Origin of the sequence: Bradyrhizobium sp. LMTR 3 (genome assembly GCF_001693485.1) — a bacterium.
In the GTDB taxonomy this organism is placed as follows: Bacteria; Pseudomonadota; Alphaproteobacteria; order Rhizobiales; family Xanthobacteraceae; genus Bradyrhizobium.
In genome coordinates, this window is the sequence record NZ_MAXC01000004.1 from 1 (window position 1) to 26,393 (window position 26,393).

22 protein-coding genes and 1 other RNA gene are annotated in these 26,393 nt (G+C 63.8%); 12 read left to right on the forward strand and 11 right to left on the reverse strand.

The genetic code is table 11. From position 1 onward, the window contains the following. Positions 1 to 215: 215 nt before the first annotated feature. Positions 216 to 1,034 carry an acyl-CoA thioesterase gene (locus LMTR3_RS04265; RefSeq protein WP_065743858.1) on the reverse strand — a complete coding sequence of 273 codons (819 nt, stop codon included), beginning with the start codon at positions 1,032 to 1,034 and terminating at the stop codon, positions 216 to 218. A 236-nt stretch (positions 1,035 to 1,270) separates the two neighbouring features. After that, on the reverse strand, positions 1,271 to 3,799 hold the full coding sequence (locus tag LMTR3_RS04270; RefSeq protein ID WP_502686603.1) for a glycogen/starch/alpha-glucan phosphorylase: 2,529 nt from the start codon (positions 3,797 to 3,799) through the stop codon (positions 1,271 to 1,273). Between the two features lie 241 nt (positions 3,800 to 4,040). On the opposite strand from LMTR3_RS04270, the gene LMTR3_RS04275 reads away from it, so the two are divergent. Next, positions 4,041 to 4,271, forward strand: a complete 231-nt coding sequence (locus tag LMTR3_RS04275) for a hypothetical protein (RefSeq protein WP_065743859.1) — start codon at positions 4,041 to 4,043, stop codon at positions 4,269 to 4,271. A 268-nt stretch (positions 4,272 to 4,539) separates the two neighbouring features. Further along, positions 4,540 to 4,971, forward strand: coding sequence for a hypothetical protein (locus LMTR3_RS04280; protein WP_065743860.1), 432 nt, complete (start codon positions 4,540 to 4,542; stop codon positions 4,969 to 4,971). Between the two features lie 99 nt (positions 4,972 to 5,070). On the opposite strand, the gene LMTR3_RS04285 is transcribed toward LMTR3_RS04280, so the two are convergent. Then, entirely contained in the window at positions 5,071 to 5,883 is an 813-nt protein-coding gene (locus tag LMTR3_RS04285; RefSeq protein ID WP_065744032.1) for a DUF2865 domain-containing protein, read from the reverse strand. A gap of 110 nt (positions 5,884 to 5,993) precedes the next feature. Further along, entirely contained in the window at positions 5,994 to 6,557 is a 564-nt protein-coding gene (pyrE, locus tag LMTR3_RS04290; RefSeq protein WP_065743861.1) for an orotate phosphoribosyltransferase, read from the reverse strand. 205 nt (positions 6,558 to 6,762) lie between these two features. Here pyrE and LMTR3_RS04295 point away from each other — a divergent pair, with 205 nt between their 5' ends. Further along, positions 6,763 to 7,389, forward strand: a complete 627-nt coding sequence (locus tag LMTR3_RS04295) for a glutathione S-transferase family protein (protein WP_065743862.1) — start codon at positions 6,763 to 6,765, stop codon at positions 7,387 to 7,389. A gap of 186 nt (positions 7,390 to 7,575) precedes the next feature. Here LMTR3_RS04295 and LMTR3_RS04300 read toward each other — a convergent pair whose 3' ends face one another. The 3 genes from LMTR3_RS04300 to LMTR3_RS04310 form a co-directional block, all read right to left on the reverse strand. Next, entirely contained in the window at positions 7,576 to 8,211 is a 636-nt protein-coding gene (locus LMTR3_RS04300) for a LysE family translocator (protein ID WP_065743863.1), read from the reverse strand. Between the two features lie 295 nt (positions 8,212 to 8,506). Beyond that, positions 8,507 to 11,566 (reverse strand): DNA polymerase I, encoded by a 3,060-nt coding sequence (gene polA / locus LMTR3_RS04305; RefSeq protein WP_065743864.1) that lies wholly within the window; start codon positions 11,564 to 11,566, stop codon positions 8,507 to 8,509. 211 nt (positions 11,567 to 11,777) lie between these two features. Next, positions 11,778 to 12,830: an acyltransferase family protein gene (locus tag LMTR3_RS04310; protein ID WP_065743865.1), complete on the reverse strand. Its 1,053-nt coding sequence runs from the start codon at positions 12,828 to 12,830 to the stop codon at positions 11,778 to 11,780. A gap of 180 nt (positions 12,831 to 13,010) precedes the next feature. Between LMTR3_RS04310 and LMTR3_RS04315 the strand changes: the two genes are divergently transcribed. From LMTR3_RS04315 to LMTR3_RS04330, 4 genes are all read left to right on the forward strand, one after another. Continuing rightward, positions 13,011 to 14,327, forward strand: coding sequence for a UDP-glucose dehydrogenase family protein (locus tag LMTR3_RS04315; protein ID WP_065743866.1), 1,317 nt, complete (start codon positions 13,011 to 13,013; stop codon positions 14,325 to 14,327). Between the two features lie 118 nt (positions 14,328 to 14,445). Then, a complete protein-coding gene (hrpB, locus tag LMTR3_RS04320; protein WP_065743867.1) occupies positions 14,446 to 17,106 on the forward strand; it encodes an ATP-dependent helicase HrpB in 2,661 nt (886 codons plus the stop codon). Between the two features lie 306 nt (positions 17,107 to 17,412). Next, positions 17,413 to 17,916: a TIGR02281 family clan AA aspartic protease gene (locus LMTR3_RS04325; protein WP_065744033.1), complete on the forward strand. Its 504-nt coding sequence runs from the start codon at positions 17,413 to 17,415 to the stop codon at positions 17,914 to 17,916. 117 nt (positions 17,917 to 18,033) lie between these two features. Further along, positions 18,034 to 19,533 (forward strand): phosphomannomutase/phosphoglucomutase, encoded by a 1,500-nt coding sequence (locus LMTR3_RS04330; protein ID WP_065743868.1) that lies wholly within the window; start codon positions 18,034 to 18,036, stop codon positions 19,531 to 19,533. Positions 19,534 to 19,688: 155 nt separating this feature from the next. Here the strand turns inward: LMTR3_RS04330 and LMTR3_RS04335 are convergent, their stop codons facing one another. The 4 genes from LMTR3_RS04335 to LMTR3_RS04350 all read right to left on the reverse strand — a co-directional run bounded on the left by LMTR3_RS04335 (position 19,689) and on the right by LMTR3_RS04350 (position 22,662). After that, a complete protein-coding gene (locus LMTR3_RS04335; RefSeq protein WP_065743869.1) occupies positions 19,689 to 20,189 on the reverse strand; it encodes an Lrp/AsnC family transcriptional regulator in 501 nt (166 codons plus the stop codon). 66 nt (positions 20,190 to 20,255) lie between these two features. Further along, on the reverse strand, positions 20,256 to 21,218 hold the full coding sequence (locus LMTR3_RS04340) for a sugar kinase (RefSeq protein ID WP_065743870.1): 963 nt from the start codon (positions 21,216 to 21,218) through the stop codon (positions 20,256 to 20,258). A gap of 81 nt (positions 21,219 to 21,299) precedes the next feature. Next, complete coding sequence (gene nudC / locus LMTR3_RS04345; protein ID WP_065743871.1) at positions 21,300 to 22,232, reverse strand: NAD(+) diphosphatase; 933 nt, start codon at positions 22,230 to 22,232, stop codon at positions 21,300 to 21,302. 4 nt (positions 22,233 to 22,236) lie between these two features. Further along, the gene (locus LMTR3_RS04350) at positions 22,237 to 22,662 is read right to left on the reverse strand and encodes an HIT domain-containing protein (protein ID WP_065744034.1); all 426 of its coding nucleotides are present in this window, start codon (positions 22,660 to 22,662) and stop codon (positions 22,237 to 22,239) included. Positions 22,663 to 22,941: 279 nt separating this feature from the next. On the opposite strand from LMTR3_RS04350, the gene ffs reads away from it, so the two are divergent. The 5 genes from ffs (at position 22,942) to LMTR3_RS04375 (ending at position 26,387) form a co-directional block, all read left to right on the forward strand. Beyond that, positions 22,942 to 23,038: signal recognition particle sRNA small type (ffs, locus tag LMTR3_RS04355), an RNA gene on the forward strand. 108 nt (positions 23,039 to 23,146) lie between these two features. Beyond that, the gene (locus tag LMTR3_RS04360; RefSeq protein WP_065744035.1) at positions 23,147 to 24,991 is read left to right on the forward strand and encodes a DNA polymerase III subunit gamma/tau; all 1,845 of its coding nucleotides are present in this window, start codon (positions 23,147 to 23,149) and stop codon (positions 24,989 to 24,991) included. 24 nt (positions 24,992 to 25,015) lie between these two features. Continuing rightward, the gene (locus LMTR3_RS04365; protein WP_065743872.1) at positions 25,016 to 25,336 is read left to right on the forward strand and encodes a YbaB/EbfC family nucleoid-associated protein; all 321 of its coding nucleotides are present in this window, start codon (positions 25,016 to 25,018) and stop codon (positions 25,334 to 25,336) included. Between the two features lies 1 nt (position 25,337). Continuing rightward, positions 25,338 to 25,943: a recombination mediator RecR gene (recR, locus tag LMTR3_RS04370; protein WP_057841936.1), complete on the forward strand. Its 606-nt coding sequence runs from the start codon at positions 25,338 to 25,340 to the stop codon at positions 25,941 to 25,943. A gap of 24 nt (positions 25,944 to 25,967) precedes the next feature. Then, complete coding sequence (locus LMTR3_RS04375; RefSeq protein ID WP_065743873.1) at positions 25,968 to 26,387, forward strand: hypothetical protein; 420 nt, start codon at positions 25,968 to 25,970, stop codon at positions 26,385 to 26,387. Positions 26,388 to 26,393: the final 6 nt, after the last annotated feature.

Consider the following 26,393-nt stretch of genomic DNA (forward strand, 5'->3'; position numbering starts at 1 on the left):
GCATAATACTCCATGGTCGTCTCTCCCTGATGCTTGGAGCGAGGCTCATCCCTCTGACTCCGTAACACCATCAATGTGAGGGACGACCGCCCGCCTTCCAGGCAGGCCGCGCGAAGCGCGCCACCAACAGCGCCGTAGCAAGCGCGGCTTGCCTGGAAGGCGGGCCGGGGCCCGTTACCCCATCTACAAGAGACCCGGCCCTGGCGATGTTCTGCTCACGCCTTGAAATAGGCGATTTGCGTCGTGGTTGCGAGGAGGCGCCCCGACGGCGACCATAATTCGCCGTGCTGGTCGCCATAACTCCTGTGGAAAATTCTGGCGTCGGCCACCGCCAGCACATGCGTGATGTCCTCGGCCGCCAGCTCTTCCGACGCGGTGTGGAAATACGTCGTCAGCGATACCGTGCCGAACGGGACCAGTTCTCGCCGCGCCAGAAATATCCGTCCGAAGAAGGCATCCGACATCGATATCAGTGACAGCATGTCGACCTTCCGCGGCGTGCGGTCGCCGATCCACTGTTTGGAGAATGCATCGAGCGGCGGCGAAGCCGGCGTGCCGTAGAAATTCGGCTCACCCTCGACGAAGCGGAAATCATACTGGTGCGTCCAGGTCATCGGCGTGTTCGGAAACGAACGTGACTGCTCGAACGGCGCGGCGCCCGGAAATTTTGCCTGCTGGTGCGACCAGGACGGGCGGCGCTCGGCGAACACGGCGGTCGCCAGCGTCGCGACATCGCCGCCGCCTTGCGTCATCTCCACGCACCAATGCTGGCTCGAACGGTTGGCCTTGACCAGGCGCACGTCGAGATCGAAGCCGCCTTCGGTGACCGGTGCGCAGAAATTCACCGTGACCGACAACGGATCGCCGGCACGCTGCGGATGCTCCATCAGCGCGCGCAGGATGGTCGCTGCCGTGCAGCCGCCGAACGGGCCGACAAAGGCCCAATAGTCCGGGCTGGTCTTGCCCTGCCAGCAGCTATCGCCGGCGGTGACCCGCGTGGCGTCGTCGAAGAGGTGTGGGGCTTTGGTGAGCATTTATGTTCTTCGGTTGTGAGGGGTGCGACGTCGTTGCCGCAGATACCGTCATTGCGAGCCAACGGGTCGGGCGAACGCCCGCCCGATGACAGGCTCCACGAAGCAATCCATCGCGCCGCAAGTGGAGAAATGGATTGCTTCGTCGCTTACGCTCCTCGCAATGACGTGGATGCAGTATCGCGACTATTCCGCCGAATTCAATGACGTCTGAGGTAATGGTTCCGTGCCCCCGGGGCTTATCGCGTCGCCCCGCGCTGGGCGCCTGCTTCCGGCACCGGCGCAGCCGCGCGCACCGGCACGTTCCAGATCTCCTCGGCATATTCGCGGATGGTGCGGTCGGAGGAGAACCACGGCATCCGCGCCACGTTGAGGATCGAGGCGCGGGTCCAGGCCGGCACCACTTGCCAGCGCGCGTCGATGCCGCGCTGCGCCGCGTAGTAGGAATCGAAATCGGCCGAGACCATGTAGTGGTCGAGATAGCGCAGCGCGTGGCCGATCGAGGCGAAACGGGCGCGATCGTCGGGCGAGAACGCGCCGCTCTCGATTGCGGTGATGGCGCGCGCCAACCGCGGCGAGCGGCTGATCACATCGGTCGCATCCAGGCCCTGCTTGCGCCGGATCATGACGTCGCCGGCCTCCATGCCGAAGATCGCGATATTCTCCGCGCCGACATGGTCTCGGATTTCGATATTGGCTCCGTCGAGCGTGCCGATCGTCAGCGCGCCGTTCAGCGCCAGCTTCATGTTACCGGTACCGGAGGCCTCCATGCCGGCGGTCGAAATCTGTTCGGATAGATCGGCGGCCGGAATGATCACTTCGGCGAGGCTGACATTGTAGTCGGCGAGAAAGACGACCTTCAGCCTTCCTGCGACGTCAGGGTCGTTGTTGACGACTTCGGCGACATCGTTGATCAGCTTGATGATCAGCTTGGCATAGCGGTAGCTCGCCGCCGCCTTGCCGGCGAAGATTTTTACGCGCGGCACCCAGTCGCGCTGCGGCTCGTCCTTGATCGCCTGGTACAGCGCAATGGCCTCGACGACATTGAGCAATTGCCGCTTGTATTCGTGGATGCGCTTGATCTGAATGTCGAACAATGCCGACGGATCGATCTTGACGCCAAGGCGTTCGTTGACCAGCCGCGCCAGCGCCAGCTTGTTGTGATGCTTGACCTCGCGAAAACGCTGCTGGAACGCGTTGTCGCTGGCGTGGGCCTCGAGGCGCTCGAACAGCGAGAAGTCGTCGAGCACGGCCTCGCCGCAGACCTCGCGCATAAGCCCGGTCAGCTTCGGGTTGGCCAGCATCAGCCAGCGGCGGAAGGTGATGCCGTTGGTCTTGTTGGTGATGCGGCCGGGATAGAGATGATTGAGATCGTGGAACACGGTCTCTTTCATCAGGTCGGAATGCATCGCCGAGACGCCGTTGATGCGGTGCGAACCGACGAAGGCGAGCTGCCCCATCCGCACGCGACGTCCGGATTTCTCGTCGATCAGCGACACCGACGCGCGATATTCGATGTCGCCGGGGCAGCGCTGATCGGCCAGCGCCAGATGCGCGGCATTGATGCGGTAGATGATTTCGAGATGCCGCGGCAGCAGCCGCTCGAACAGTTCGACCGGCCAGGTCTCCAGCGCTTCCGGCAGCAGCGTGTGATTGGTGTAGGAAAATGTCGCCACCGTGATCTTCCACGCCTCGTCCCAGCGGAAATTGTGCAGATCGACCAGGATGCGCATCAGCTCGGTGACGGCGAGGCTCGGATGGGTGTCGTTGAGCTGCACCGCGACCTTCGACGCCAAGCTGCGCAACTGCCCGTCCGAGGCGAGGTGCCGCTTGACCAGGTCCTGAAGCGAGGCCGAGACGAAGAAATATTCTTGCCGCAGCCGCAGTTCGCGGCCCGCGGGGCTCTCGTCGTTCGGGTAGAGGAATTTGCAGATCGATTCCGCGCGCGCTTCCTCGGCGACGGCGCCGAGGTAGTCGCCGGTGTTGAAAACGTCGAGTCGCAAGGGATCGGGCGAGCGCGCCGACCAAAGCCGCAGCGCGTTGACGTGCTGACCACGCCAGCCCACGATCGGCGTGTCATAGGCGACGGCCTGCACGGTTTCCGCCGGCCGCCACGTCGCGCGGTCACGCCCGCGATCGTCGACGTGATCGACAAAGCCGCCGAAATGAATGTGATAGACCACCTCCGCCCGCAGGAATTCCCAGGGGTTGCCGAAGCTCAGCCATTCGTCCGGATATTCCTGCTGCCAACCCTGCGAAATGATCTGGCGAAACAGGCCGAAATCGTAGCGGATGCCGTAGCCGATGGCGGGAACGGCCAGCGTCGCCATGCTTTCCATGAAGCACGCCGCCAGCCGCCCGAGACCGCCATTGCCGAGCGCGGCATCCGGCTCGCATTTGCGCAAATCATCCAGGCCGACGCCGAGATCGCCGAGCGCCGCCTCGAACACCGGCAACAGGCCCATATTATTCAGCGCGTCGGTGAACAGACGGCCGATCAGGAACTCGAGCGAGAGGTAATAGACCCGCTTGCTGCCGGCATCGTAGCTCTCTTTCTCGGCCGTGAGCCAGCGGTGCACGATGCGGTCGCGCAGCGCCAGCGCCGCGGCCTTGTACCAGTCGCGACGCGTCGCCATGCCGGCGTCCTTGCCGATCGCAAGGCGCAACTTGGCGAGGATCGCGCCCTTGATTTCGGCCAACGCGAGCTCATCGATCGGCTGGCCGAGTGCCGGATAGTTCCCTGCAATTTGTTCCTGCAAAACGTCGATCCCTGCGTTGAGACTCACAACATACGCGCCTTGTCCGGCAATCGAAACGCCGGAGAACGCCGGAGTGTGTTGTGCACTGCGCTGGTATGAATTTATGCAAAGACCGGGCCGATTTCGCGGCACCGGTGCGCCAGCTTTGGTGTTATAATCCAATACCAAAGTACAGGGATCGCTGGGCTTGGCGGGTAGATGCCGATTGGGATCCAAGGAATCGCGTGCCAGCAAAACGGGGAGGCCTGTCATGAGGTTGACGATCGAAATCGCTGCCGCGGCGTTATTGATGGTCTGCATCAGCGCCACTAGCGCCGCCTTTGCCGCGGGCAAGACCGGCAGAAGTGCCGACGGGCTGAGCTGCTCGTTTAGCGTTGCAGCCGGCGCTTCGCCTGCAGCGCGCTGTGCCGCGATCAAGCGGCAGTGCGGCGGAAAATTCCACGCCAATTATTGCGGCGACAAGCTGTTGTCGGCGATGTGAAGGATTGAGTTGCAGGCGGTTCACCGCTGAGAGTGGATTCGATCGCATTCGCCCGATCGATCGCGTCGGCCGCTTCCGGCAATAGCGTCCGGACCTGGCCGGCTTGCGTCTCGTCCATGATTCTCGATTCCCGCGGCAACCGGAGAGGCGAAATTTTGGCGCGCAGCCAGAACAAATTAAGAACACCTTAGCAAGTCTTTGATATATCATTGTGATTCGGCGCGCCGCCGACACAACATATAGCCCCATCCGAGTTTGCGAGGACTACATGTCCACCATCGCTTTCGATCAGTTCGCTCTCACCCGCATCGCCGATTTCGCGCGTTCGTTGTCGCGCCTGCATCAGGCCTCGCGCCGCCAGCTCGTCGACGACGACGCGATCGACCGCGAGTTCAATGCGGTCTGCATGTCGGTGTGGGGCTACACCACGGACGATTTCAGCGACGAGCTGTTCTCGATCGACGATCACGCCTTTCTCGATTCGCTGGATGAGGCGCAGGCGCGGATTTTTGCCGCTGAGCAAGGCTACGATCTCATCGACGACCAGGGCATGCTGACGGACTGGTGGGGCTATTGCTGGATGATCCTGGCCGAGAAACGCGGCCTGCTCACGGCGGAAAACCGCGCTGCCGCGCGCGCGGCGATCGAGGAACAATATTTGTCGGCCCCGAACGTGATCGGGGTCATCGTCGGGCGGTAGTGCTGGCGTCAGCTACGTGAATGCTGCGAGCCCGGGCCCACGCTACTTTGCATGGGGTTGTTTTCGCAATTTTGTGTTTGGGCCTTGCGGTGTACTGCCTTATTGCGCTTCCGCCCGTTTCGCAGCCTTCGGCGCGGTGATCTTCGGTATCGAAGCGGTCGGCAGATCGTCGTCGCGCTTCGTCTCGGGCAGCGGCGCGCTGCCGGCGACCATCTCGGCGCTGACCGGCGCGACCTTCATTTCGCCGAGCCGGGCGCGGACGTCGGCCGTGAGGCCGGGATAGGATGCGACCGGCGTGAACTCCGCCGTGTGGTCGGCGCCAAGACGCACGCCGGTATAGGCTACCAGGCCATCGGTGGTGGCGACGACGTCGCCGGAGCGCAGCGAGGTGTCGAGCGCGAGATCGACCGGCGCAAGCCCGGACGGGCTTCTGCCGTTGCAGGTGCAGTCGGCGTTCAGCGCCTTGCGATAGGCGTAGGCGTTCTCGCTGTCGGCATAACGCTCGCCGTTGCTGGCGGTCGCATGATCGATGTTGCTGCCGTAGAACACCTTGGTGACGCTGGCCGGACAGAACGCCTGGCAGGTCTGCACCGGCGAGGCGGTGCCGCGCGTGGTCAGCGGAAAATATTTGCCGTCGCAGCTTCGCACGCAAAACGCTGGCCCGGAGCCAGCCACGCGCGGGGCCGGGGCGAGCGCTGCTGGCTGCTGATTGAGGCCGAACGGATCGGCGAAGAAATTGGCTTGCGGTGACGCTTGCCGCGTCTGCTGCTTCTGCGCGCCGCCGAACAGGAAATCGAACAGGCCTTCGGCGGAAACGCTGTCGGGCGCGAGCAGGAGAGCGCCCGAAAGGATCGCTGCGGCAACAAACGTCGCGCGGCGCCGCACCCGCGAAAAAGCCAACTCTGTACGCAACGCCAACTCCACCCAACGCAACAAACGCGCTGAAGCGCGACGGCTTCAGTTCGGGTAACCTTAACGGCGGATGGTAAATGAGTGATGAGCGGGGCGGGGGGAAGACCTATTCACCCTTTCAAAAATTCACCCGCCTTGTACAGCGAACGAAACTCAAGCCCTGCCTCGGCAAAGGCTTCGGTCGCGCCTTCCTCGCGGTCTACCATCGTGAGCACCAGCACGATCTCACCGCCGGCTTCGCGCACGGCCTCGACCGCCTTCAACGCCGAGCCGCCTGTGGTGGTGACGTCCTCGACGATCACGATGCGCTTGCCCTGCAGGGTCTCGCCCTTGGCCAGCCCCTCGACCGCGAGGCGGGCGCCATGTTCCTTCGGCTTCTTGCGCACGAAGAAGGCGGCTATCGGGTGGCCCTTGATCCAGGAGAGCTGCGCAATCGCGCCCGCCAGTGGGACAGCGCCCATCTCCAGCCCGCCGACGAAATCGAGATTGTCGTCCTTCAGCGCCTCATAGGTCAGTTCCGCCAGCAGCGCCGCACCTTCGGGGTCGAGCATGGTCGGCTTGAGGTTGAAGTAGAAGTCGCTCTTGCGGCCCGAGGCCAGCGTGATCTCGCCGCGGCCGAACGAGCGCTTGCGGATGATCTCGGCGAGGCGGGCGCGGGAGGCTGATTTGGACAAGGCGGTTTCCCCGAAGGTTTCAGGCGGGGCGCAATCTATCGGCGCTGCAGGGCAGATTCCAGCGCCGATCCAGCGCCGTCAACAGGGCACAATGTCCTGCCGCGGCCGCGGCGAACGCAGGGACGACATTCGAAAATGGCCGGTTGTAAGCCGCTTTGGTTCCGCGCTACGGGAGGTCAAAGCTTCGCCTTTGGGGAAACCGTAAATGACGATCGAACTGCACACCTGGAACACGCCGAATGGCCGCAAGATCTCGGTTGCGCTGGAGGAAATGGGGCTGCCCTACAAGGTGATCCCGGTGAACATCACCAAGGGCGAGCAGATGGCGCCCGCCTTTCTCAAGCTCAGCCCGAACAACAAGATCCCGGCGATCGTCGATCCCGACGGCCCCGGCGGCAAGCCGGTCGGCATCTTCGAGTCGGGTGCGATCCTGCTTTACCTCGGCGAGAAGACCGGCAAGTTCCTGCCCAAGCCGCTGGCCGAGCGTATCCCGGTCTATGAATGGCTGATGTGGCAGATGGGCGGATTTGGGCCGATGCCGGGCCAGGTGCACCATTTCATCGCGCTGGAGAACGAAACCGACCGCGCCTACGGCCTAAAGCGCTTTATGGCCGAAACCCGCCGGCTCTACGGCGTCCTCGACCGTCGGCTGGAGGGCAGGGAGTTCGTCGCCGATGCCCTGTCGGTCGCCGACTTCGCCATCCTGGGCTGGGCCTGGCGCCATCCGCGCCACAAGGTGGAGCTGAAGGATTTCCCGAACGTCGAGCGCTGGTACAACGCGATGATGGCCCGCCCCGCGACCAAGCGCGGCATGGAAGCCAAGCTGGATTGATACTCGCTGTCCCGACCCACCGTTGTCGTCGCCCGGCTTGACCGGGCGATCCAGTACGCCGCGGCTTTTCCGACTGAGTGAAGTGGTCAATGCAGCACGAGTTGCGCTTCACACCACGTGCTCTGGAATACTGGGTCGCCCGGTCAAGCCGGGCGATGACAACGGTGGGTTGGAGATGGCGGAGTGTTACGCCCTTTTCGCCTCGAACGCCATCTTCACCGCAAGCCCGGCCAGCACGGTGCCCATCAGCCAGCGCTGTAGCAATAGCCACGTCGGCCGCGAGCCGAGGAACATTGCGATCGATCCGGCGGCGAGCGCGATCATCGCGTTGACGCTGACGCTGATCACGATCTGGATCGCGCCGAGCGCCAGCGACTGCGTCAGCACGCTGCCGACCGCGGGATCGATGAACTGCGGCAGCAGCGCCAGATACAGCATCGCGATTTTCGGATTGAGCAGATTGGTGACGAAGCCCATCGCAAACAATTTGCGCGGGCCGTCGACTTGCAGCTTTTTCACCTGGAACGGCGAGAGCCCGTTCGGTTTCAGCGCCTGCCACGCCAGCCACAGCAAATAGGCCGCGCCCGCAAACCGCAGCGCGTCGTAAGCATAGGGCACCGCGAACAACAGCGCCGTGATGCCGAACGCCGCGCACAGCATGTAGAATACGAACCCGAGCGCGACGCCGCCGAGTGAGACGATCCCGGCCACTGGGCCTTGCGTGATCGAGCGCGAGATCAGGTAGATCATGTTCGGCCCCGGCGTCAGCACCATGCCGAGCGAGACCAGGGCGAAGCCGAGCAGAGTTGTGATGTGAGGCATGGGGGATCCGTGGCGAGGAATGCGCACGTTTCTAACGTGCGAGCCGCGGCGATGTCATTTCGTATATTGCTCCGAGGACATTTCTGGGAGGGCATTTCCGGCGGTGACGGAAGCCTACACGCCTGTCATCGCCCGGCCTTGTGCGCAATTGCGCACTGGGACCGGGCGATCCAGTACGCCGCGGCTCTTCCGATGAATGCGATAGCCAACACAGCGGCGCGAACGGTGCTCCGCAGCGTCGTGCTCTGGAATGCTGGATCGCCCGGTCAAGCCGGGCGATGACAGCGTTGTTGCCTCAATGCGCCTCGTCCCAATTATTAGCCGCCCGCGCATCGACCTGCAGCGGCACCGAGAGCGCCACCGCCGGGAACGGCGCGTCTTGCATGACGTGCTGGACCACCGGCAGCGTCGCCGCCACTTCGTCGTCGGGCACCTCGAAGATCAGTTCGTCATGCACCTGCAACAGCATCTGCGCCGACAGCTTCTTCTCCGCCAGCACATCTTCCATCCGGATCATGGCGCGGCGGATGATGTCGGCGGCGGTGCCTTGCAGGCGCGCGTTGATTGCGGCGCGCTCGTTGAAGGAGCGGATCGAGGCGTTGGAGGCCTTGATGTCGGGGTAATGGCATTTGCGCCCGAACAGGGTCAGCACATAACCATTGGTGCGGCAGAAATCCCGTGTCTCGTCCATGTAAGCGCGGATGCCCGGGAAGCGCTCGAAGTACTTCTTGATGTAGGCCGAGGCTTCCTCGCGGGCGATGCCGAGCTGGTTGGCAAGTCCGAATGCCGAGATGCCGTAGATGATGCCGAAATTGATCGCCTTCGCGCGCCGCCGCACTTCGCCCGGCATGTCCTTGATCGGCACGCCGAACATTTCGGACGCCGTCATGGCGTGAATGTCGAGCCCGTCGCGGAACGCCTGCTTCAAAACGGGGATGTCGGCAATCTCGGCCAAGAGCCGCAATTCGATCTGCGAATAGTCCGCCGAAACCAGCTTGTGCCCGGGCGTAGCGATAAAGGCGCGGCGGATCTTGCGGCCGTCCTCGGTGCGAACCGGAATGTTCTGCAGGTTTGGCTCGTTGGATGACAGCCGCCCCGTGGTAGTCGCGGCCAGCGCGTAGGTCGTGTGCACGCGGTGGGTCTGCGGATGCACGTAATTCGGCAGCGCGTCGGTATAGGTCGATTTCAGTTTCGAGACCTGGCGCCATTCCAGAATCTTCTTCGGGAATTCATGACCCTGTTCGGCGAGTTCGTCGAGGATCTGCGCCGAGGTCGACCACGCCCCGGTCTTGGTCTTGGTGCCGCCGGGAATGCCCATCTTGCCGAAGATGATGTCGCCGATCTGCTTGGGACTGCCGACATTGATCGGTTCGCCGGCGATCTCCTGCAACTCGGCCTCGACGCGCGCCGCGGTCTGGGCGAAATCGCCCGACAGCCGCGACAGCACCTGGCGGTCGATCGAAATGCCGCGCCGCTCCATCCGCGCCAGCACGGTGGCCAGCGGCCGCTCCAGGGTCTCGTAGACCGTCATCATGTGCTCCGCGGCGAGCCGTGGTCTGAGCACGCGATGCAGCCGCAGGATCACGTCGGCGCTTTCGGCCGAATAGACGGCCGCCTTGTCGATCGCGACCTGGTCGAAGGTCAGCTTGTTCTTGCCGTTGCCGATCAGCTCGCTTTCGCTCGTGACGGCATGGCCAAACCAACGTTCGGCGAGCGACCCCAGCGCATGTGAATTGCGTCCGGCGTCGAGCGCGTACGACATCAACTGCGCGTCGTCGACGTTACACAGGGTGACGCCGTGCTGCGCCAGCATCACGGCGCTGAACTTGATGTCGAAGCCGATCTTGAGAATGCCAGGCGATTCCAACAGCGGCTGCAGCGCCGCCAGCGCCTCGGCGGCCGTAATCTGGTCCGGCGCGAGGCCAGCGTCGAACAGGCCTGCGCCGCCGCCGGATTGCTTGTGCGTGAGTGGAATATAGCAGGCGTCGTTTGGCGCCAGCGCCAGCGCGATACCGCAGATGTCGGCCTGCATTGGATCGTCCGAGCTCGCCTTGGCGACGATCGCAAACATGCCGGCGTCATAGGCCCGCGCAACCCAGGCATTGAGCGCATCGAACGTGCGGATGGTCTGGTACTTGGTCCGATCGACCGGCAGTTTTCGCGCGGCCTCCGCGCGGACCGCGGCCAGCGATATCGGCGTACCCTTGTGGCTCGCCGCCTTGTCCTGCTTGTCGCCGCCGGTCTTGCCCGGTGCGGCGCCGGCTTTGCCGGCGGGAGGACTGTCGAACAGCGTCGCGCCTTCGACATAGCCCTCCGGCTTCTTGCCCGATGGCGGCACCGCGAAGACACTGGCGCCGCTCTTGTTGCCTGCATCCGGCTCGATATCGGCGGGATCGATCTGCGAATATTCAGCGACACGGCGGGTAAGGGTGGAGAATTCCATCGCCTTGAGGAAGGCGATCAGCTTGCGCGCATCCGGCTCATGTACGGCAAGGTCATCGAGCGGCACTTCGAGATCGACCTTGTCGTCGAGCAGCACCAGTTGCCGCGAGATCCGCGCCTTCTCGGCGTTCTCGAGCAGCGCCTCGCGCCGCTTCGGCTGCTTGATCTCGCCGGCGCGCTGCAGCAGCGTTTCCAGGTCGCCATATTCGACGATCAGTTGCGCCGCGGTCTTGACGCCGATGCCGGGCACGCCCGGCACGTTGTCGGTGGAATCGCCGGCCAAGGCCTGTACCTCGACGACTTTTTCCGGTGGAACGCCGAATTTCTCGATCACCTCGGCGACCCCGAGGCGCCGGTCCTTCATGGTGTCGTACATGGTGACGCAGTCGGTCACGAGCTGCATCAAGTCCTTGTCCGAGGACACGATGGTGGCAGTAGCGCCGCGCTCGCAGGCGATGCGGACATAGGTCGCGATCAGATCGTCGGCCTCGAATCCGACCTGCTCCAGGCAGGGCAGGTCGAAGGCGCGCACGGCTTCGCGGATCAGGGCAAATTGCGGGATCAGGTCGTCCGGCGCCGGCGGCCGATGCGCCTTGTAATCGGGATAGAGCTTGTTGCGGAACGTGATTTCCGACTTGTCGAACACGACCGCCAGATGTGTCGGCCGGTTATCCTCGGGCATCTCGCGGAGCAGCTTCCACAGCATGTTGCAGAAGCCGAGCACGGCATTGACCTGCAGTCCGTCGGATTTGCGGTTCAAGGGCGGCAGCGCGTGGTAGGCACGGAAAATGTAGCCGGAACCGTCGACCAGGAAGACGTGATCGCCCTTGCCTGGACTTTTGGCGGGGGCCTTCTTGGCAGGGGCCTTGGCGGGAACGGGTTTGGCGGCGGCTTTGGGGGCTGTTTTCGGCATGGCCGAAATTTAGGGATTTTTGCGCGGATTGACAGCCTTGGGAGAGGGATTTTGAACCCAATACACACCCGTCGTCACCCGCACAGCCGTCATCACCCGCGCAAGCGGGTGATCCAGTACGCCGAGGCGGTCGTGTTCAACCGAGGAGGTCCGGAGTACTGGGTCGCCCGGTCGAGCCGGGCGATGACACCGGAATATTTGGATACGAAGCCTACTCCGCCGGCTGCAGCGCCGGCGCGGCCTTTTTCGGTGCGATCCAGAACGCGGCCGGGCGTTCGAACAGGAAGTTCGCCCGTAGCGCCAGCGCCAGGCGCCAGATCACCACTGCCCCCGCGACGCCCGCGACCGTCACGATCAGCGAGACCATTCCGATATCGGCGATCAGGCCGGTCTTCAAAAGCAGCGTTCGGGTCACCGCCATCGGCAGGAAGAAGGCGAGATAGATGACGATGGAATGCTCGCCGCAATAGCGCAGGAAATTCAGCCACTGCATGCGCGCCAGCAGCGTGCCCATGACGATGATGGCGCCGGCGCCCGCAAAGCCAAGTGCCAGCGAAACGAGCGGCCATTCGTCAAAGCCGGATACGACCAGCGCGCCGTTGACGAGCGTCCACAACGCGACGCCCACGAGTGCGAGGGCCGGGCGTACCCGCGCGCGGTCCGACAAAGCGAACACGTAATTGGCAAACAGGTAGCCGGAATAGAAATAGACGAAACGCCCGCAGAATTCGTCGATCACGGTCCAGCCGGTCGTGATATGCGCCATCTCGAGCGCCGCAGCCGCGAGCCAGACCGCAAGCGGCGGGACGCCACGCAACAGTTTTGTGACAACGAAGAACACCGGCAACAAATAAATGAACCACAGCGTGCCGAACGGCTCGATGAAGGATTCCAGATACATGAATCCGACATGCCGCCAACCCGATTCAGCGGCGAAGCCAGGAGCCTTGAAGCCGAACTGGATCGTCACCCACAGCACATAGAAGTAAGCGAAGTGCAGCACCTTGCGGTCGAGATAGGTGCGCCAGTCACGGTCGATGACAACGGCAAGAAACAGGCCCGAAATCAGGAAGAAATCCGGCATCCGGAACGGCTTTGCGAACATCACGAACGCATGCATGAAGCCGCTCTCGCCGGCCGCCGCTTCGACCCCCAGCACCGAATGCATCATCACCACCATGACGATGCAGATACCCTTGGCGTAATCCACCCAGTCGATGCGGGTGGAGCGTTCCGTGACGGCGGATGTACCGTTTGAAGTCATCGGTGTCCCTTTTCGGCGCGAGGCGGCCGCATCTTCGGCCCGATCCGTTGCTTTCTTCTTTATCCATACAAATCACATGCCGGGATCGGGCGCTTTTTCCGGTTTCCCCTTTGATGAAAAATGCTCTAAGACGCCCGCAAAATCAGGATTGGCGTTAACCATCAAATACGGATTGTTTTCATGCGAATCGCCATGATTGGCACGGGCTATGTGGGTCTGGTATCCGGCGTCTGCTTTGCCGATTTCGGCCACCAGGTCACCTGCGTGGACAAGGACGCCGGCAAGATCGAAGCCCTGCGCGGAGGCGAGATCCCGATTTTCGAGCCCGGGCTCGACGCGCTGGTGGCCTCCAACGTCAAGGCCAAGCGGCTGGATTTCACCACGGACCTGACCGCGCCGGTGGCGGAAGCCGACGCCGTCTTCATTGCGGTCGGAACGCCCTCGCGGCGTGGCGACGGCCATGCCGACCTCACTTACGTCTACAGCGCCGCGCGCGAAATCGCGGCGGCGCTGTCGGGCTTCACGGTGGTAGTGACCAAATCGACCGTGCCGGTCGGCACTGGCGATGAGGTCGAACGATTGATCCGCGAAGCCAATCCGTCTGCCGACGTCGTGGTCGCCTCCAATCCGGAATTTTTGCGCGAGGGCGCCGCGATCCGCGACTTCAAATTCCCCGACCGTATCGTGGTCGGGACTGACGACGAACGCGGGCGCAAGGTGCTCGGCGACGTCTACCGGCCGCTGTCGCTGAACCAGGCGCCGTTGATGTTCACCACGCGGCGCACCGCTGAACTGATCAAGTACGCGGCCAACGCGTTCCTCGCCACCAAGATCACCTTCATCAACGAGATTGCCGATCTCTCGGAAAAAGTAGGCGCCGACGTGCAGCAAGTCGCGCGCGGCATCGGGCTCGACAACCGCATCGGCTCAAAATTCCTGCATGCGGGTCCGGGCTTCGGCGGCTCCTGCTTTCCGAAGGATACCCGCGCGCTGGTCAAGATCGCGCAGGACCATGACGTGCAACTGCGCATCGTCGAGGCCGTGCTCGGTGTCAACGACATCAGAAAGCGCGCGATGGCACGCAAGGTGTCGAATGCCGCCGGCAACCTGCGCGGCAAGACGGTCGCGGTGCTCGGTCTCACCTTCAAACCCGACACCGACGACATGCGCGAGGCGCCGTCGATTCCGCTCGTCACCGGGCTGCTCGACATGGGCGCGAAAGTGCGCGCGCACGATCCGGTCGGCATGGAGCAGGCGAAGAAGGAACTGCCCGAGATCGAATATTGCACCGACCCTTACGAATGCGCACGCGGCGCCGATGCGCTGGTGATCGTCACCGAGTGGGTCCAGTTCCGGGCGCTTGATCTGGAGCGCCTGAAGAATGAAATGGCGCAGCCCGTCGTGGTCGACCTGCGCAACATCTATCGCCCCGAGGACATGGCCGCGCAGGGCTTCACGTACGAGAGTGTCGGACGACCGGCTGAGCCGAAGGTGTAGCCGCAACCACAGTTGTCATACCCCGCGCAGGCGGGGTATCCAGTACGCACGGTCTTCGTCAGTAGCGTCTGCGTTTACTGGATCACCCGCTTTCGCGGGTGATGACGGATGAGAGATTTTGCCTCTTACCTTCGACACGCCTCTCCCGATTGACGCGGTGCTCGACGAGCTCGGGCGCACGCTCGCGGCCAACAACGCGGCGGTGCTGGTGGCGCCTCCAGGGGCCGGCAAGACCACGCGCGTGCCGCTGGCGCTGCTCGATGCTCCGTGGCTGAAGCACAAGAAGATCATCGTGCTGGAGCCGCGGCGGATCGCGGCGCGGGCCAGCGCCGAACGAATGGCGCGGACGCTCGGCGAGCGGGCAGGGGAGACCGTCGGCTATCGCGTCCGCTTCGGCTCCAAGATCTCGCGCGCGACCCGGATCGAGGTGGTCACCGAGGGCATCTTTTCACGCCAGATTCTCGATGATCCCGAGTTGAACGGCGTTGCCGCCGTACTGTTCGATGAATTTCACGAGCGTTCGCTCGACGCCGATCTGGGGCTCGCGCTCGCCCGCGATGCGCAGACCGGCCTGCGCGAGGACCTGCGCATCCTCGTGATGTCGGCGACACTCGACGGCGCAAGGGTCGGCAAACTGCTCGGCGATGCACCAGTGGTTGCCAGCGAAGGCCGCGCTTTTCCGGTGGAGACGCGTTATCTCGGCCGCAAGGCCGATGCGCCGATCGAGCGGCAGATGGCCGATGCGATCGCGACCGCGCTGCGTGCCGATTCCGGCTCGGTGCTGGCGTTTCTGCCGGGCGCCGCCGAAATCCGCCGTACGCAGAATTTTCTCGGCGAGCGGGTTCATGACGCAAGCGTCGAGATCGTGCCGCTGTTTGGCGCGCTGGAAGCCGCCGTGCAGGACCGCGCCATCGCGCCGGCACCGAAGGGGCAACGCAAAGTCGTGCTGGCGACTTCGATCGCCGAGACCTCGCTCACCATCGAGGGCGTCCGCATCGTCGTCGATTCCGGCCTGGCGCGGGTGCCGCGTTACGAGCCCGATATCGGCCTGACGCGGCTGGAGACCGTGCGCGCCTCGCGCGCCGCGGTCGACCAGCGGCGCGGCCGCGCCGGCCGCACCGAGCCCGGCGTGTGCTACCGGCTGTGGGACGAGCCGCAGACGGCCTCCCTTACCGCCTACACCCAGCCCGAAATTCTTTCGGCCGATCTTTCCTCGCTGGTGCTCGATCTCGCGCAATGGGGCGTCCGCGATCTGGCGACGCTGGCGTTTCTCGATCCCCCGCCGGCGCCGGCATTGAAGGAAGCCGGCAGCCTGCTTCTCGAACTCGGCGCTCTCGATGGCGACGGCCGCATCACCGCAGAGGGCAAGAGCCTGCGTGCGCTGGCGCTGCCGCCGCGGCTGGCGCGCATGATCGTGGATTCGCACCGGCTGGGCGCGGGCGAGGAGGCCGCCGAAATTGCCGCTGTTCTCACCGAGCGCGGCCTCGGCGGCGACAGCGTCGATCTCGACCACCGGCTCGATCAGTTCCGCCGCGACCGCTCGCTGCGCGCCAGTAGCGCGCGCAGTCTAGCGCAACGATGGGCGCAGCAGGTGGCGGCGACGGAAGGCACTAATGAGTCGGCTCTTTCTTCTCCCTCCCCCCTTGCGGGGTCCGAGGCGAGCGAAGCTCGCTCTCGAGGCCGGGGAGAGGGGGCCACACGGGCAGTCTTTCCTGCGGCCACCCCTTCCCCCAACCTCGAGAGCGAGCTTCGCTCGCCTCGGACCCCGCAAGGGGGAGGGGAGCCCTACCGTTCTCGCTCGCCTAACGATGAAATCTCGACCGGCGTCATGCTCGCACTGGCCTTTCCCGATCGCGTCGCCCGCAACCGCGGCAACGGCAGTTTCGTGCTCGCCAACGGCCGTGGTGCTGCCGTCGAACAAGCCTCGTCGCTGGCGCGCGCGCCCTACATCGCCGTTGCCGAACTGACCGGCACGGCTGCGCAGGGACGCATTCTGCTGGCAGCACCGATCGCGCAAGGAGATATCGAATCGCATTTCGCCGATCAGATCGAAAGCACCGAAGAGATTTCGTTCGATCGCGGCGCGATGGCGCTGCGTGCGCGCCGCAAGCGGACGCTGCACGCAATCACGTTGTCGGAAGCGCCGATGGCGCTGTCGCCGTCGGCAGAGACCGCACGCATCTTCGCTGCGGGCTTGGTCGCCGCCGGGTTCGATAAGCTGCCGTGGTCGAAATCGCTGAAGCAATGGCGCGACCGCGTGATGTTCCTGCGCAAGGCGGAAGGTGAGGGGTGGCCCGATCTATCGGATGCTGAGCTGGCAGCCCAGGCCGAGAACTGGCTGGTGCCCGCGCTCTACGACAAGACCTCGCTGAAGGATTTTTCCCCCGGCGATTTCTCGGATGCGCTGATGACGATGTTGCCATGGGAATTGCGCGCGCGACTGGAGCGCGAGGCGCCGACGCATTTCGAGGCTCCGACCGGCACCATGCTCGCGATCGACTACGAGGCCGAGCAGGGCCCGACCATTGCCGTTCGCCTGCAGGAACTGTTCGGGCTCAACACCCATCCTGCGATCGCCAAAGGCAAGGTACCGCTGGTGCTGGAATTGCTGTCCCCGGCACAGCGCCCGGTGCAGGTGACGCGCGACCTTCCAGGCTTCTGGCGCGGCAGCTATGCGGCCGTGCGTTCCGACCTGCGCGGCCGTTATCCCCGCCACCCCTGGCCGGAAGACCCGGCCACCGCGCTGCCGACCCGCCGGGTCAAGCCGCGCGGGACGTGAGGGGCTCTCCGGGCTGTCATTGCCGGGCTTGCCGCCTTCGCCAAAGCTTCGGCGGCCGAGCGCATCCTTGGCCCGGCGGAGCCTTGGCGGAGACGGGACCCGGCAATCCATCCTCTGAGAGAGACCTTTGTTGAGGATTGATGGATACGCGGGTCAAGCCCGCGTATGACGATTTCGCCGCATTAACACTTCACTCATCCTTTTCATCAAAATGACAGGCGCGGTCATCGCCGTTAGTCGCGGCTTGGCGGCTGGCGTGGTGATATCGGCGGTCTGGCAGTCGAGTGTGGCGTGATGCGTAACCTGATGATCCTTGCCGCCGTCCTGGTCGGCCTCGGCACCTACATGGCGCAGATGGCAGACAAGATGTCGCCGGCCTCGGCCTCCGCCAGCACGTCGCCTCAAAAAGCTCCCGTGCAAACGGTCGCGCAAGCCTCCGGCCGCAGCCTCGACATTCCCCGCGATGCGCGCGGCCATTTCCAGACCGACGGCCGCATCGACGGGCAACGCATCAACTTCATGGTCGACACCGGCGCCTCGCTGGTGGCGCTGAACGAAAAGTCGGCGGCGCGGTTTGGCCTGCGTCCCTCGCGCAGCGACTACAACGCGACCGTCACCACTGCCAACGGCACCATCAAGGCCGCACGTACGCGGCTTGCCATGATCGAACTCGGCGGCCTTGTGGTGCGCGACGTCGACGCCGTGGTGTTGCCGGACGAGGCGCTGTCCGAAAATCTGCTCGGCCTGTCGTTCCTGTCGAAGCTGAAGCGCTTCGAATACGCCAACGGCAGAATGGTGCTGGAACAGTAAGGTTACCCGGCTACCAAACCGCCGCAATTGACCGTCAAAACGCGTCGGCCCGCCTATCGCCCGGCCTGCGCTTTCGCTATGGCTGCGGTTCCCTCGCTTTCATGACAAGGCTACCCCATGTTCCCGAAGCCCAAATCCGTGCTGGTTCCGAATACCTATGACTTCGAATCCGGGCCAATGGTGAAGGCGACCGGCTTTCGCGAATATGACGCGCGCTGGCTGTTCGAGAAGGAAATCAATTTGATGGGTGTTCAGGCGCTGGGCATGGGGCTCGGCGCGCTGATTGCGGAACTCGGCGTGAAACAGGAAATCGTCACCGGCCACGATTTCCGCGGCTATTCAGCCTCGATCAAATACGCGCTGATTTCCGGGCTGATGGCCGCGGGCTGCAAGGTGCACGACATCGGGCTCGCGGTGACGCCGATGGCCTATTTCGCGCAATTCGATCTCGACGTGCCCTGCGTCGCCATGGTCACCGCTTCGCACAACGACAATGGTTGGACCGGCGTCAAGATGGGTGCCAACCGCCCGCTCACCTTCGGCCCCGACGAGATGACGCGGCTGAAGGAGATCGTGCTCAACGCTGATTTCAAGAACAGGGTCGGCGGCTCCTATCAATTCCACGAGAACTTTCCGGCGCGCTATATCGCCGATCTCACCAGCCGTCCCAAGCTGAAACGCAAGCTGAAAGTCGTGGCCGCCTGCGGCAACGGCACCGCGGGCGCGTTCGCGCCGCAGGTTTTGGAGGCGATCGGCTGCGAAGTGATCCCGCTCGACACCGAACTCGACCACACGTTTCCGAAGTACAATCCGAATCCGGAAGACATGGAGATGCTGCACGCGATCCGCGATGCGGTGCTGCATCACAAGGCCGATGTGGGCCTGGGCTTCGACGGCGACGGCGACCGCTGCGGTGTCGTCGACAACACCGGCGAGGAAATCTTCGCCGACAAGGTCGGCGTGATGCTGGCGCGCGACATGTCGGCGATCCACAAGGAAGCGCAGTTCGTGGTCGATGTGAAGTCGACGGGATTGTTCGTCACGGATCCGGTGCTGCAAAAGCAGGGCGCGAAGACCGCCTACTGGAAAACCGGCCATTCCTACATGAAGCGCCGCACCAACGAGATGGGCGCGCTGGCGGGATTCGAGAAATCTGGCCACTTCTTCTTCAACAAGCCGTTCGGCCGCGGCTATGACGACGGCCTGGTCTCGGCAATTGCGATCTGCGAGATGCTCGACCGCGCGCCTGACAAGTCGATGGCGGACCTGAAGAACGCGTTGCCGAAAACCTGGTCGTCGCCGACCATGTCGCCGCATTGCGCCGACGAGGCCAAATACGGCGTCGCCGACGCCGTGGTGAAGCATTTCGAAGCGCTGCGGAAGAAGGGCGACAAGGTCGCCGGCCAGAAGATCCGCGATCTCGTCACGGTCAACGGCGTGCGCGTCACCGTCGAGGACGGAAGCTGGGGTCTGGTGCGGGCCTCATCGAACAAGCCGGAACTGGTGGTCGTGGTCGAGAGTCCGGTGAGCGAGGCGCGCATGCGCGACATGTTCGAGGCGATGGATTCGGTGCTGCGCACGCACCCGGAAGTGGGTGAGTATAACCAGAAGATTTGAAGAGGGGCCATCGCCCCACTCACGATTGTCGTCCCCCGCGAAGGCGGGGGACCCAGTACGCCGCGGCTTCTCGTTCAATCACTAACGTCTCTGGGATACTGGGTCACCCGCCTTCGCGGGTGACGAGAGCGGGAAATATTTCGCGCGAATCTCTCTTACGCCGTCGGCACCGGCAGTGCGGTCACCGACTTGATCTTCTCCATCGCAAACCGCGAGGTGACATTCTTCAGGGGCACCGCGCTGATCAGCTTTTTATAGAACACGTCATAGCTCGCCATGTCAGCGACCACGACGCGCAGCATGTAATCGACGTCGCCGGCCATCCGGTAGAATTCCATTACCTCGGGCATGGCGCTGACGGCGTCGGCGAATTTTCGCAGCCAGGCCTCGGAATGGTCGGCGCTCTCGACCGAGACGAACACGGAAATGCCGAGCCCGATCTTGTTCTGGTCGACCAGCGCCACCCGGCGCAGGATCACGCCATCGGCCTCCAGCCGCTGGATCCGCTTCCAGCACGGCGTCGACGACAACCCGACCCGGTCCCCAATCTCGGCAACCGATAGCGAGGCGTCCTCCTGCAGCACGGTCAGGATCTTGCGGTCGATGGCATCCAGCCGGCGGCTGGCTTCAGGGAGCTGAACGGCTAGGTCGGTCATGAGAAGAATGTTCCATATGAAAGGTCTGATCCCCTCATATATAGAAAATTCTTCTATAGCAAGCCGTTAGTGGTCGGTCGAAGCCTGGCCCGCAGCTTGGCCGTGGGTCAAAAACTCTTCAACTTCAGCACGTTGCGGGGCTGCGAAGGCTCCCCCGAAGCGGGTGCATTTCAGCGCCGCCGCGGCGGAGGCGAATCGGAGCGCCCGCCGCAATTCCTGCTTTTCGGTGATCGCGAGCGCAAACGCGCCGTGGAACACGTCGCCGGCGCCCAAGGTGTCTACCGTATGCACCGGGAAAGCCGGGGTTTCCTGGATGCCGCCGTTCTCGTCGAGCCAGATCGTGCCCCTCGGGCCCCGGGTTCCCGCCAGAAACGAGGGGGTCAGTTTTGCAATTTTCTTCAGCGCCTGGGCATCGTCGCTAACGTCCGCGGTTTCCTGCAGCGGCTCGCTTGAGAACACCAGGTGGGTGGAGGCGTTCAACAGGCCCTCGCGCAACGACATCGCGCGATCGACGTCGACGATCACGGGAATGCCGCGCCGGACCGCCTCGGCGCAGAGCTCGGTGCAGAATTCCGCGCAGCGGCTCTCGGTGAGAATGGCGGCGCAATCGTCCAGCAGCGTGTCGAAGTCGGGCAACTTCACATGCCACAGTTTCGGATCGCGGAAGGTCACGATGGTGCGCTCGCCGGAAGGATCGATCATCACCGCCGAGATCGGCGTCACCAGCCCCGGCATATGGATGAGATGTTTTGTCTCGATGCCCTCATGCGCCATCTGCTCGAAGATGAAGCGGCTCGATGTTTCCTTGGCATCACCCATCGGCCCGCAAATCGAGGCGCGGCCACCGAGCCGAACGATGCCGATCGCGCCATTGAGCGCGTTGCCGCCGCAGATTTCGTCGAATGCGGTGGCGTTCTCCTTGGAACCGCGCCCGGGAACGCCCGGCGTATGAAAGGTGAGATCGCGCACCGGCATGCCGATGCAGAGGATGCGCGGAGGTATTTTCGGCGCCTTGTTCTGAAAGTTCATGCGTGAATCCGTCATGTCCGCTCAAGTCCCCAGTCAATCGAGCAAGCAGCCGCCGGTTCCCCGCTACGCGCAGTTATCCTCTCAGCCATGCAACCATTGGCCGATCAAATGATGCGCGATCGCGAAGGGATGCGCGGCGAACAGGCCGTCGGGGTGCTGGCGCTTGTGCATGAGAGCGACTTCGGCGCGATCGAACCAGCGCGCGTCCTCGAGTTCTGCGCGGTCCACTACGATCTCCTCGTTGAGCGCGCGCGCGGAACATCCGATCATCAGCGATGACGGATAGGGCCACGGCTGCGTCATGTAATAGCTCACGTCGGTGCAACGGATGCCGGATTCTTCGAAAATTTCCCGGCAAACCGCGTCCTCGATCGTCTCGGCCGCTTCGACGAAGCCGGCGAGGCACGACCACATTCCAGGCATAAACTGCTTCTGCCGGCCGAGCAGGCATCGGTCACCGTGCGTAACCAGCATGATCACGACCGGATCCGTGCGCGGAAAGTGCTCGGCCTTGCAGCTCGGGCACTCGCGCTTCCAGCCGCCTTCCTTCATCGCGGTGCGGGTACCGCAATTGGCGCAATAGCCGTGGCGCTGATGCCAGGTCACCATCGATTTGGCCATGGCGATCGCGGAGAGTTGTTCCGGCGGCACGGTGCCCTGCATGGCCATGCCGCGCAGCTCGGTCACGGCGACGTCGTCGCGCGTCATCAGCTTTTCCACGGCGGCCGCCGAAATCCCCATGCCGAACATCGGCGCGCCGTCGCGCAAGCCCAGAAAGATGGTGCCGGGATTGGCGCCGAGCTTCACCGCCTCTTCGACGCCGAGCAGCACGCGCGGCCCGTCCGCGTCCTGCTTCACCAGGAGCGAGTCGCGGTAGATCACATAGGCGCTGGCGTTGCGCTGGTTCTCCAGCGCGAACAGTTTTTCGTCGTTGGTGCGCAGATGCGCGGCGCGATCGAGAATATGGGTAACGAAAGCGGGCTTCCCCAGCGGATACTTGTCGAATGCGGACATCTATTCAACCCAACCAGATCTTGCGGCGAAGCGCGTTGATGAAATTCTGGACTTCCTCAGCGTCGTGCGCCAACGGCGGCATCACGCCCCAGACCGGGCGCGGCCAGGCCGCATCGCTGCTGCGTCGCGCGATGACATGGACATGCAACTGCGGCACCAGATTGCCCAGCGCCGCAACATTGAGCTTGTCGCATTTGGTGATCTCTTTCAGGGCGCGCGAGACGCGCGAGATTTCGGTCATCAACTGCGCCTGCTCGACATCGTCGAGGTCAATGATTTCCACCGCACCTGCCCTGCGTGGCACCAGGAGCAACCACGGGTAATGCGCGTCCTTGATGACCAGCACCTTGCACAGCGGCAGGTCGCCGATATCGATGGTGTCCTTTTTGAGCTGGGAATGCAGCGACCAGGCGGAGGCGTCAGAGGACATCAAGAGTTCCCATGCCCGATCCATGCCGGGCCGATAAAGTGCCTTCTGTGGGCACTCCCGATTTCATACCAAGGTGTCATCATCCGCGAAAGCGGTTGACTTGTCCGCCGTAGCTCAACGAGCGAAGGCGGATCCAGTACGTCGCGGCCCCTTCCGTTTTTACTGTTAGGCCGCGGCGTACTGGATACCCCGCTTTCGCAGTGTATGACAGGGAAACGCGGAGTATTACAGGGAAAGCCCCGCTTGCTTTCCGGACCTTTTGGCCCCAAATAAGGACCGGGAGATTGGCGGTGGACGAGCCACTCGCCAACCGGGTCAGGTCCGGAAGGAAGCAGCCCTAACGAGGTCCGGATCGGGTCGCTCGTCAGTCTCCTACCTGTTTTTCGAGCGAATCGCGCGCGAACGCGGCCAGTCTGCGCCCTGCGCTCGGTTTCGTTCCTATCCGCAAGCCGGCCCCGAGAGACAATCAATTGCGGATCGATCGATGAGTGATGCTGGCGCTCCCCCCGATATGACAGCAGGCGCCGGCCAGGGTGGCTTGGAGCTCGGCGGCCAGCCCGCCACCGCCAAGCCCTACCGGGTGCTGGCGCGAAAATACCGCCCCTCGAGTTTCGACGACCTGATCGGCCAGGAGGCCATGGTCCGCACCGTCTCGAACGCGTTCGAAACGGGAAGGATTCCGCAGGCCTGGATCCTGACCGGCGTCCGCGGTGTCGGCAAAACCACCACGGCGCGGATTCTCGCCCGCGCGCTGAACTATGAAAAGCCTGACGGTTCGGTGAAGGGGCCGACCATCCACATGCCGGATCTCGGCGTGCACTGCCAGGCGATCATGGAAAGCCGGCACATGGACGTGCTGGAGATGGACGCCGCGTCCCATACCGGCGTTGACGACGTCCGCCAGATCAATGACAGCGTGCGCTACGCGCCTGCCAGTGCCCGCTACAAAGTCTACATCATCGACGAAGTCCACATGCTGTCGACGGCGGCCTTCAACGCCTTTCTGAAGACGCTGGAAGAGCCGCCGGAGCACGCCAAGTTCGTCTTCGCCACCACCGAGATACGTAAAGTCCCGGTGACGGTGCTGTCGCGCTGCCAGCGTTTTGACCTGCGCCGGGTCGAGGCCGACGTGCTGATGGGGCATCTCTCCAACATCGCGAAAAAGGAAGGTGTCGAGGTCGAGCCGGAAGCGCTCGGCATCATCGCGCGCGCCGCCGAAGGCTCGGTGCGCGATTCGCTGTCGCTGTTCGATCAGGCGATTGCCCACGCGGCGGGGCTGGTGCGCGCCGACGCGGTGCGGCAGATGCTGGGGCTTGCCGACCGCACCCGGGTGATCGACCTGTTCGAGCATCTGGCGCGCGGCGATATCGCCAGCGCCTTTGGCGAATTCCGTTCGCAATATGACGTCGGCGCCGATCCGGTCGTGGTGCTGTCCGACCTCGCCGAATTCGTCAATTTCGTCACCCGCGTGAAGGCCGTCCCCGCCACCGCCGACAACGTCGCGTTCGGCGAGACCGAGCGCGTCCGCGCCCGTGAATTTGCTGCAAAGCTGTCGATGCGGGTGCTGTCGCGGATGTGGCAGATGCTGCTCAAGGGCATCACGGAGGTACAGACCGCGACTCGGCCGGCGGCGGCAGCCGAAATGGTGCTGGTGCGCATCGCCTATGTCGCCGACTTGCCGACGCCGGATGAGGCGATCCGGATGCTCGACCAAAACGGCGGGGGCGCGCAGATCGCGTCAGGTGGTACTGCGCCGTCACGGGCTGCGCCCACCGCGCCGGTATCTTCAATGTCTGCCGCGTCGCCGATGCGCACGCCTGCCTCGCCCCGCTCCGGCGCGGAAGCGTCCGCGCGCCCGCAAATGGCAGCGCCGTCGGCACAAACGGACTCCGCGCCGGTGCTGCGGATCACCACTTTTCCGCAGCTCGTCGCGCTCGCCGGCGAAAAGCGCGATCTCCTGACCAAGGCGGCGCTGGAAGCCGATATGCGCCTGGTCCGCTTCGAGGACGGGCGGCTTGAGGTGGCGCTGGAGCGGAATGCGGCGCGGGGGCTGGTCAACGACCTCTCCCGCAAGCTGGAACTGTGGACCGGGCGGCGCTGGACGGTGATCGTCTCCAACGAGGCCGGCCAGCCGACATTGCGTTCGCAGAACGAGCAAGCGAGAAACGAGCACGCCCGCGCAGCCGAGGCCGATCCGCGCGTGCAGGAGGTGCTGGCGCGGTTTCCCGGCACCAAGGTCGTCGAGGTGCGAAGGCTTGCCGCCGAGCCGCCGGAATCCAATATTATCACTGACGACTTGAACGAGACTTCCGACGGCGATGACGACTGATCGGACTCTCGAGAGGACGGATGAATGGCTGATTTTCTCGGCATGATGAAGCAGGCGGCGGAGCTGCAATCCAAGATGCAGGCGATGCAGGAAGAGCTCGGCAATCTCGAGGTCGAGGGCATTTCCGGCGGCGGGCTGGTTGCCGTTCGCATGACCGCGAAGATGGAAGTGAAGGGCGTGAAGATCGATCCGTCGCTAATGAAGGCCGAAGAGCGCGAAGTGCTCGAGGATCTCTTGGTCACCGCGCATAACGACGCGCGGCGCAAGGCGGAAACCGCGGCGATGGAAAAGATGCAGGCGCTGACCGGCGGGCTCGGCCTGCCGCCCGGACTTGGTCTCACCTGAAATGGCCGCAAGTGTTGCCGGGCCTGAAATCGAACGCCTGATCCAGCTCCTGGCGCGCCTGCCGGGGCTCGGGCCGCGCTCGGCGCGGCGCGCGGCGCTGCACCTGATCAAGAAGCGCGAGGCGCTGATGACGCCGCTGGCCGGCGCGCTCCAGGTGGCAATCGACAGGATTCAGGTCTGCAAGACCTGCGGCAACATCGATACCCAAAATCCCTGCACCGTATGCATCGACCCCAGGCGCGATCCCTCGACCATCGTCGTGGTCGCCGACGTCGCCGACCTCTGGGCGCTGGAGCGGGCGAATGCGACCAACGGCCGCTATCACGTGCTCGGCGCCACATTGTCGCCACTCGACGGCATCGGTCCGCAGGACCTGACCATCGACGCGCTGGTAGCCCGCGCACACGAGTCGCAAGTCAGCGAAATCGTGCTCGCACTGAACGCCACGGTCGACGGCCAGACCACCGCTCATTACATCACCGATCTGCTGCAGGACGCCAACGTCAAGATCACCCGGCTTGCCCATGGCGTGCCGGTCGGCGGCGAGCTTGATTATCTCGACGAAGGTACGCTATCGGCTGCCATGCGGCAGCGCACGCTGTTCTAGCCATCACCAACGGAACTGATCGACATGACGAAATCACGATTCGGCAAGCGCTATTGTTTTGCGGTCCTCATGGCGGCGGCCTTGATCGCGCCTTCCGCGTGGGCGCAGCAGACCGAGCCGGCGCCGAAGCCCGGCAAGCCGATCAAGACCGGCGACGTGCTGTCTGGCGAACTCAACGCCATGAAGGGTGGCAAGAAGCGCGCCGCCACCTACCAGATCACCAGCGAACCGCGCCGGCTGCCGCCGCCGAACGGGCTCTGCAATCTCGAAACCGGGCCCGAGACGTTCCAGCTCGTCACCAGCAGCGAGGCCCAGACCGCGCAACTGAAGAATTTCATCGGCAAGGAAATTTCCGTGAAGGTCGACGAAGTCGCCTGCGCGCGGGATGCCGGGCAGATCAGCGAAGCCGTGATCACCAAGTGGAGCGTGGTGACCAAACATTGAGTTGCG

Coding starts and splice junctions, on each gene's coding strand:
- LMTR3_RS04265 (WP_065743858.1), bottom strand. CDS start 1,034: ATGCTCACCAAAGCCCCACACCTCTTCGACGACGCCACGCGGGTCACC.
- LMTR3_RS04275 (WP_065743859.1), top strand. CDS start 4,041: ATGAGGTTGACGATCGAAATCGCTGCCGCGGCGTTATTGATGGTCTGC.
- LMTR3_RS04280 (WP_065743860.1), top strand. CDS start 4,540: ATGTCCACCATCGCTTTCGATCAGTTCGCTCTCACCCGCATCGCCGAT.
- LMTR3_RS04295 (WP_065743862.1), top strand. CDS start 6,763: ATGACGATCGAACTGCACACCTGGAACACGCCGAATGGCCGCAAGATC.
- LMTR3_RS04300 (WP_065743863.1), bottom strand. CDS start 8,211: ATGCCTCACATCACAACTCTGCTCGGCTTCGCCCTGGTCTCGCTCGGC.
- polA (WP_065743864.1), bottom strand. CDS start 11,566: ATGCCGAAAACAGCCCCCAAAGCCGCCGCCAAACCCGTTCCCGCCAAG.
- LMTR3_RS04310 (WP_065743865.1), bottom strand. CDS start 12,830: ATGACTTCAAACGGTACATCCGCCGTCACGGAACGCTCCACCCGCATC.
- LMTR3_RS04315 (WP_065743866.1), top strand. CDS start 13,011: ATGCGAATCGCCATGATTGGCACGGGCTATGTGGGTCTGGTATCCGGC.
- LMTR3_RS04325 (WP_065744033.1), top strand. CDS start 17,413: ATGATCCTTGCCGCCGTCCTGGTCGGCCTCGGCACCTACATGGCGCAG.
- LMTR3_RS04330 (WP_065743868.1), top strand. CDS start 18,034: ATGTTCCCGAAGCCCAAATCCGTGCTGGTTCCGAATACCTATGACTTC.
- LMTR3_RS04335 (WP_065743869.1), bottom strand. CDS start 20,189: ATGACCGACCTAGCCGTTCAGCTCCCTGAAGCCAGCCGCCGGCTGGAT.
- LMTR3_RS04340 (WP_065743870.1), bottom strand. CDS start 21,218: ATGAACTTTCAGAACAAGGCGCCGAAAATACCTCCGCGCATCCTCTGC.
- nudC (WP_065743871.1), bottom strand. CDS start 22,232: ATGTCCGCATTCGACAAGTATCCGCTGGGGAAGCCCGCTTTCGTTACC.
- LMTR3_RS04350 (WP_065744034.1), bottom strand. CDS start 22,662: ATGTCCTCTGACGCCTCCGCCTGGTCGCTGCATTCCCAGCTCAAAAAG.
- LMTR3_RS04360 (WP_065744035.1), top strand. CDS start 23,147: ATGAGTGATGCTGGCGCTCCCCCCGATATGACAGCAGGCGCCGGCCAG.
- LMTR3_RS04365 (WP_065743872.1), top strand. CDS start 25,016: ATGGCTGATTTTCTCGGCATGATGAAGCAGGCGGCGGAGCTGCAATCC.
- recR (WP_057841936.1), top strand. CDS start 25,338: ATGGCCGCAAGTGTTGCCGGGCCTGAAATCGAACGCCTGATCCAGCTC.
- LMTR3_RS04375 (WP_065743873.1), top strand. CDS start 25,968: ATGACGAAATCACGATTCGGCAAGCGCTATTGTTTTGCGGTCCTCATG.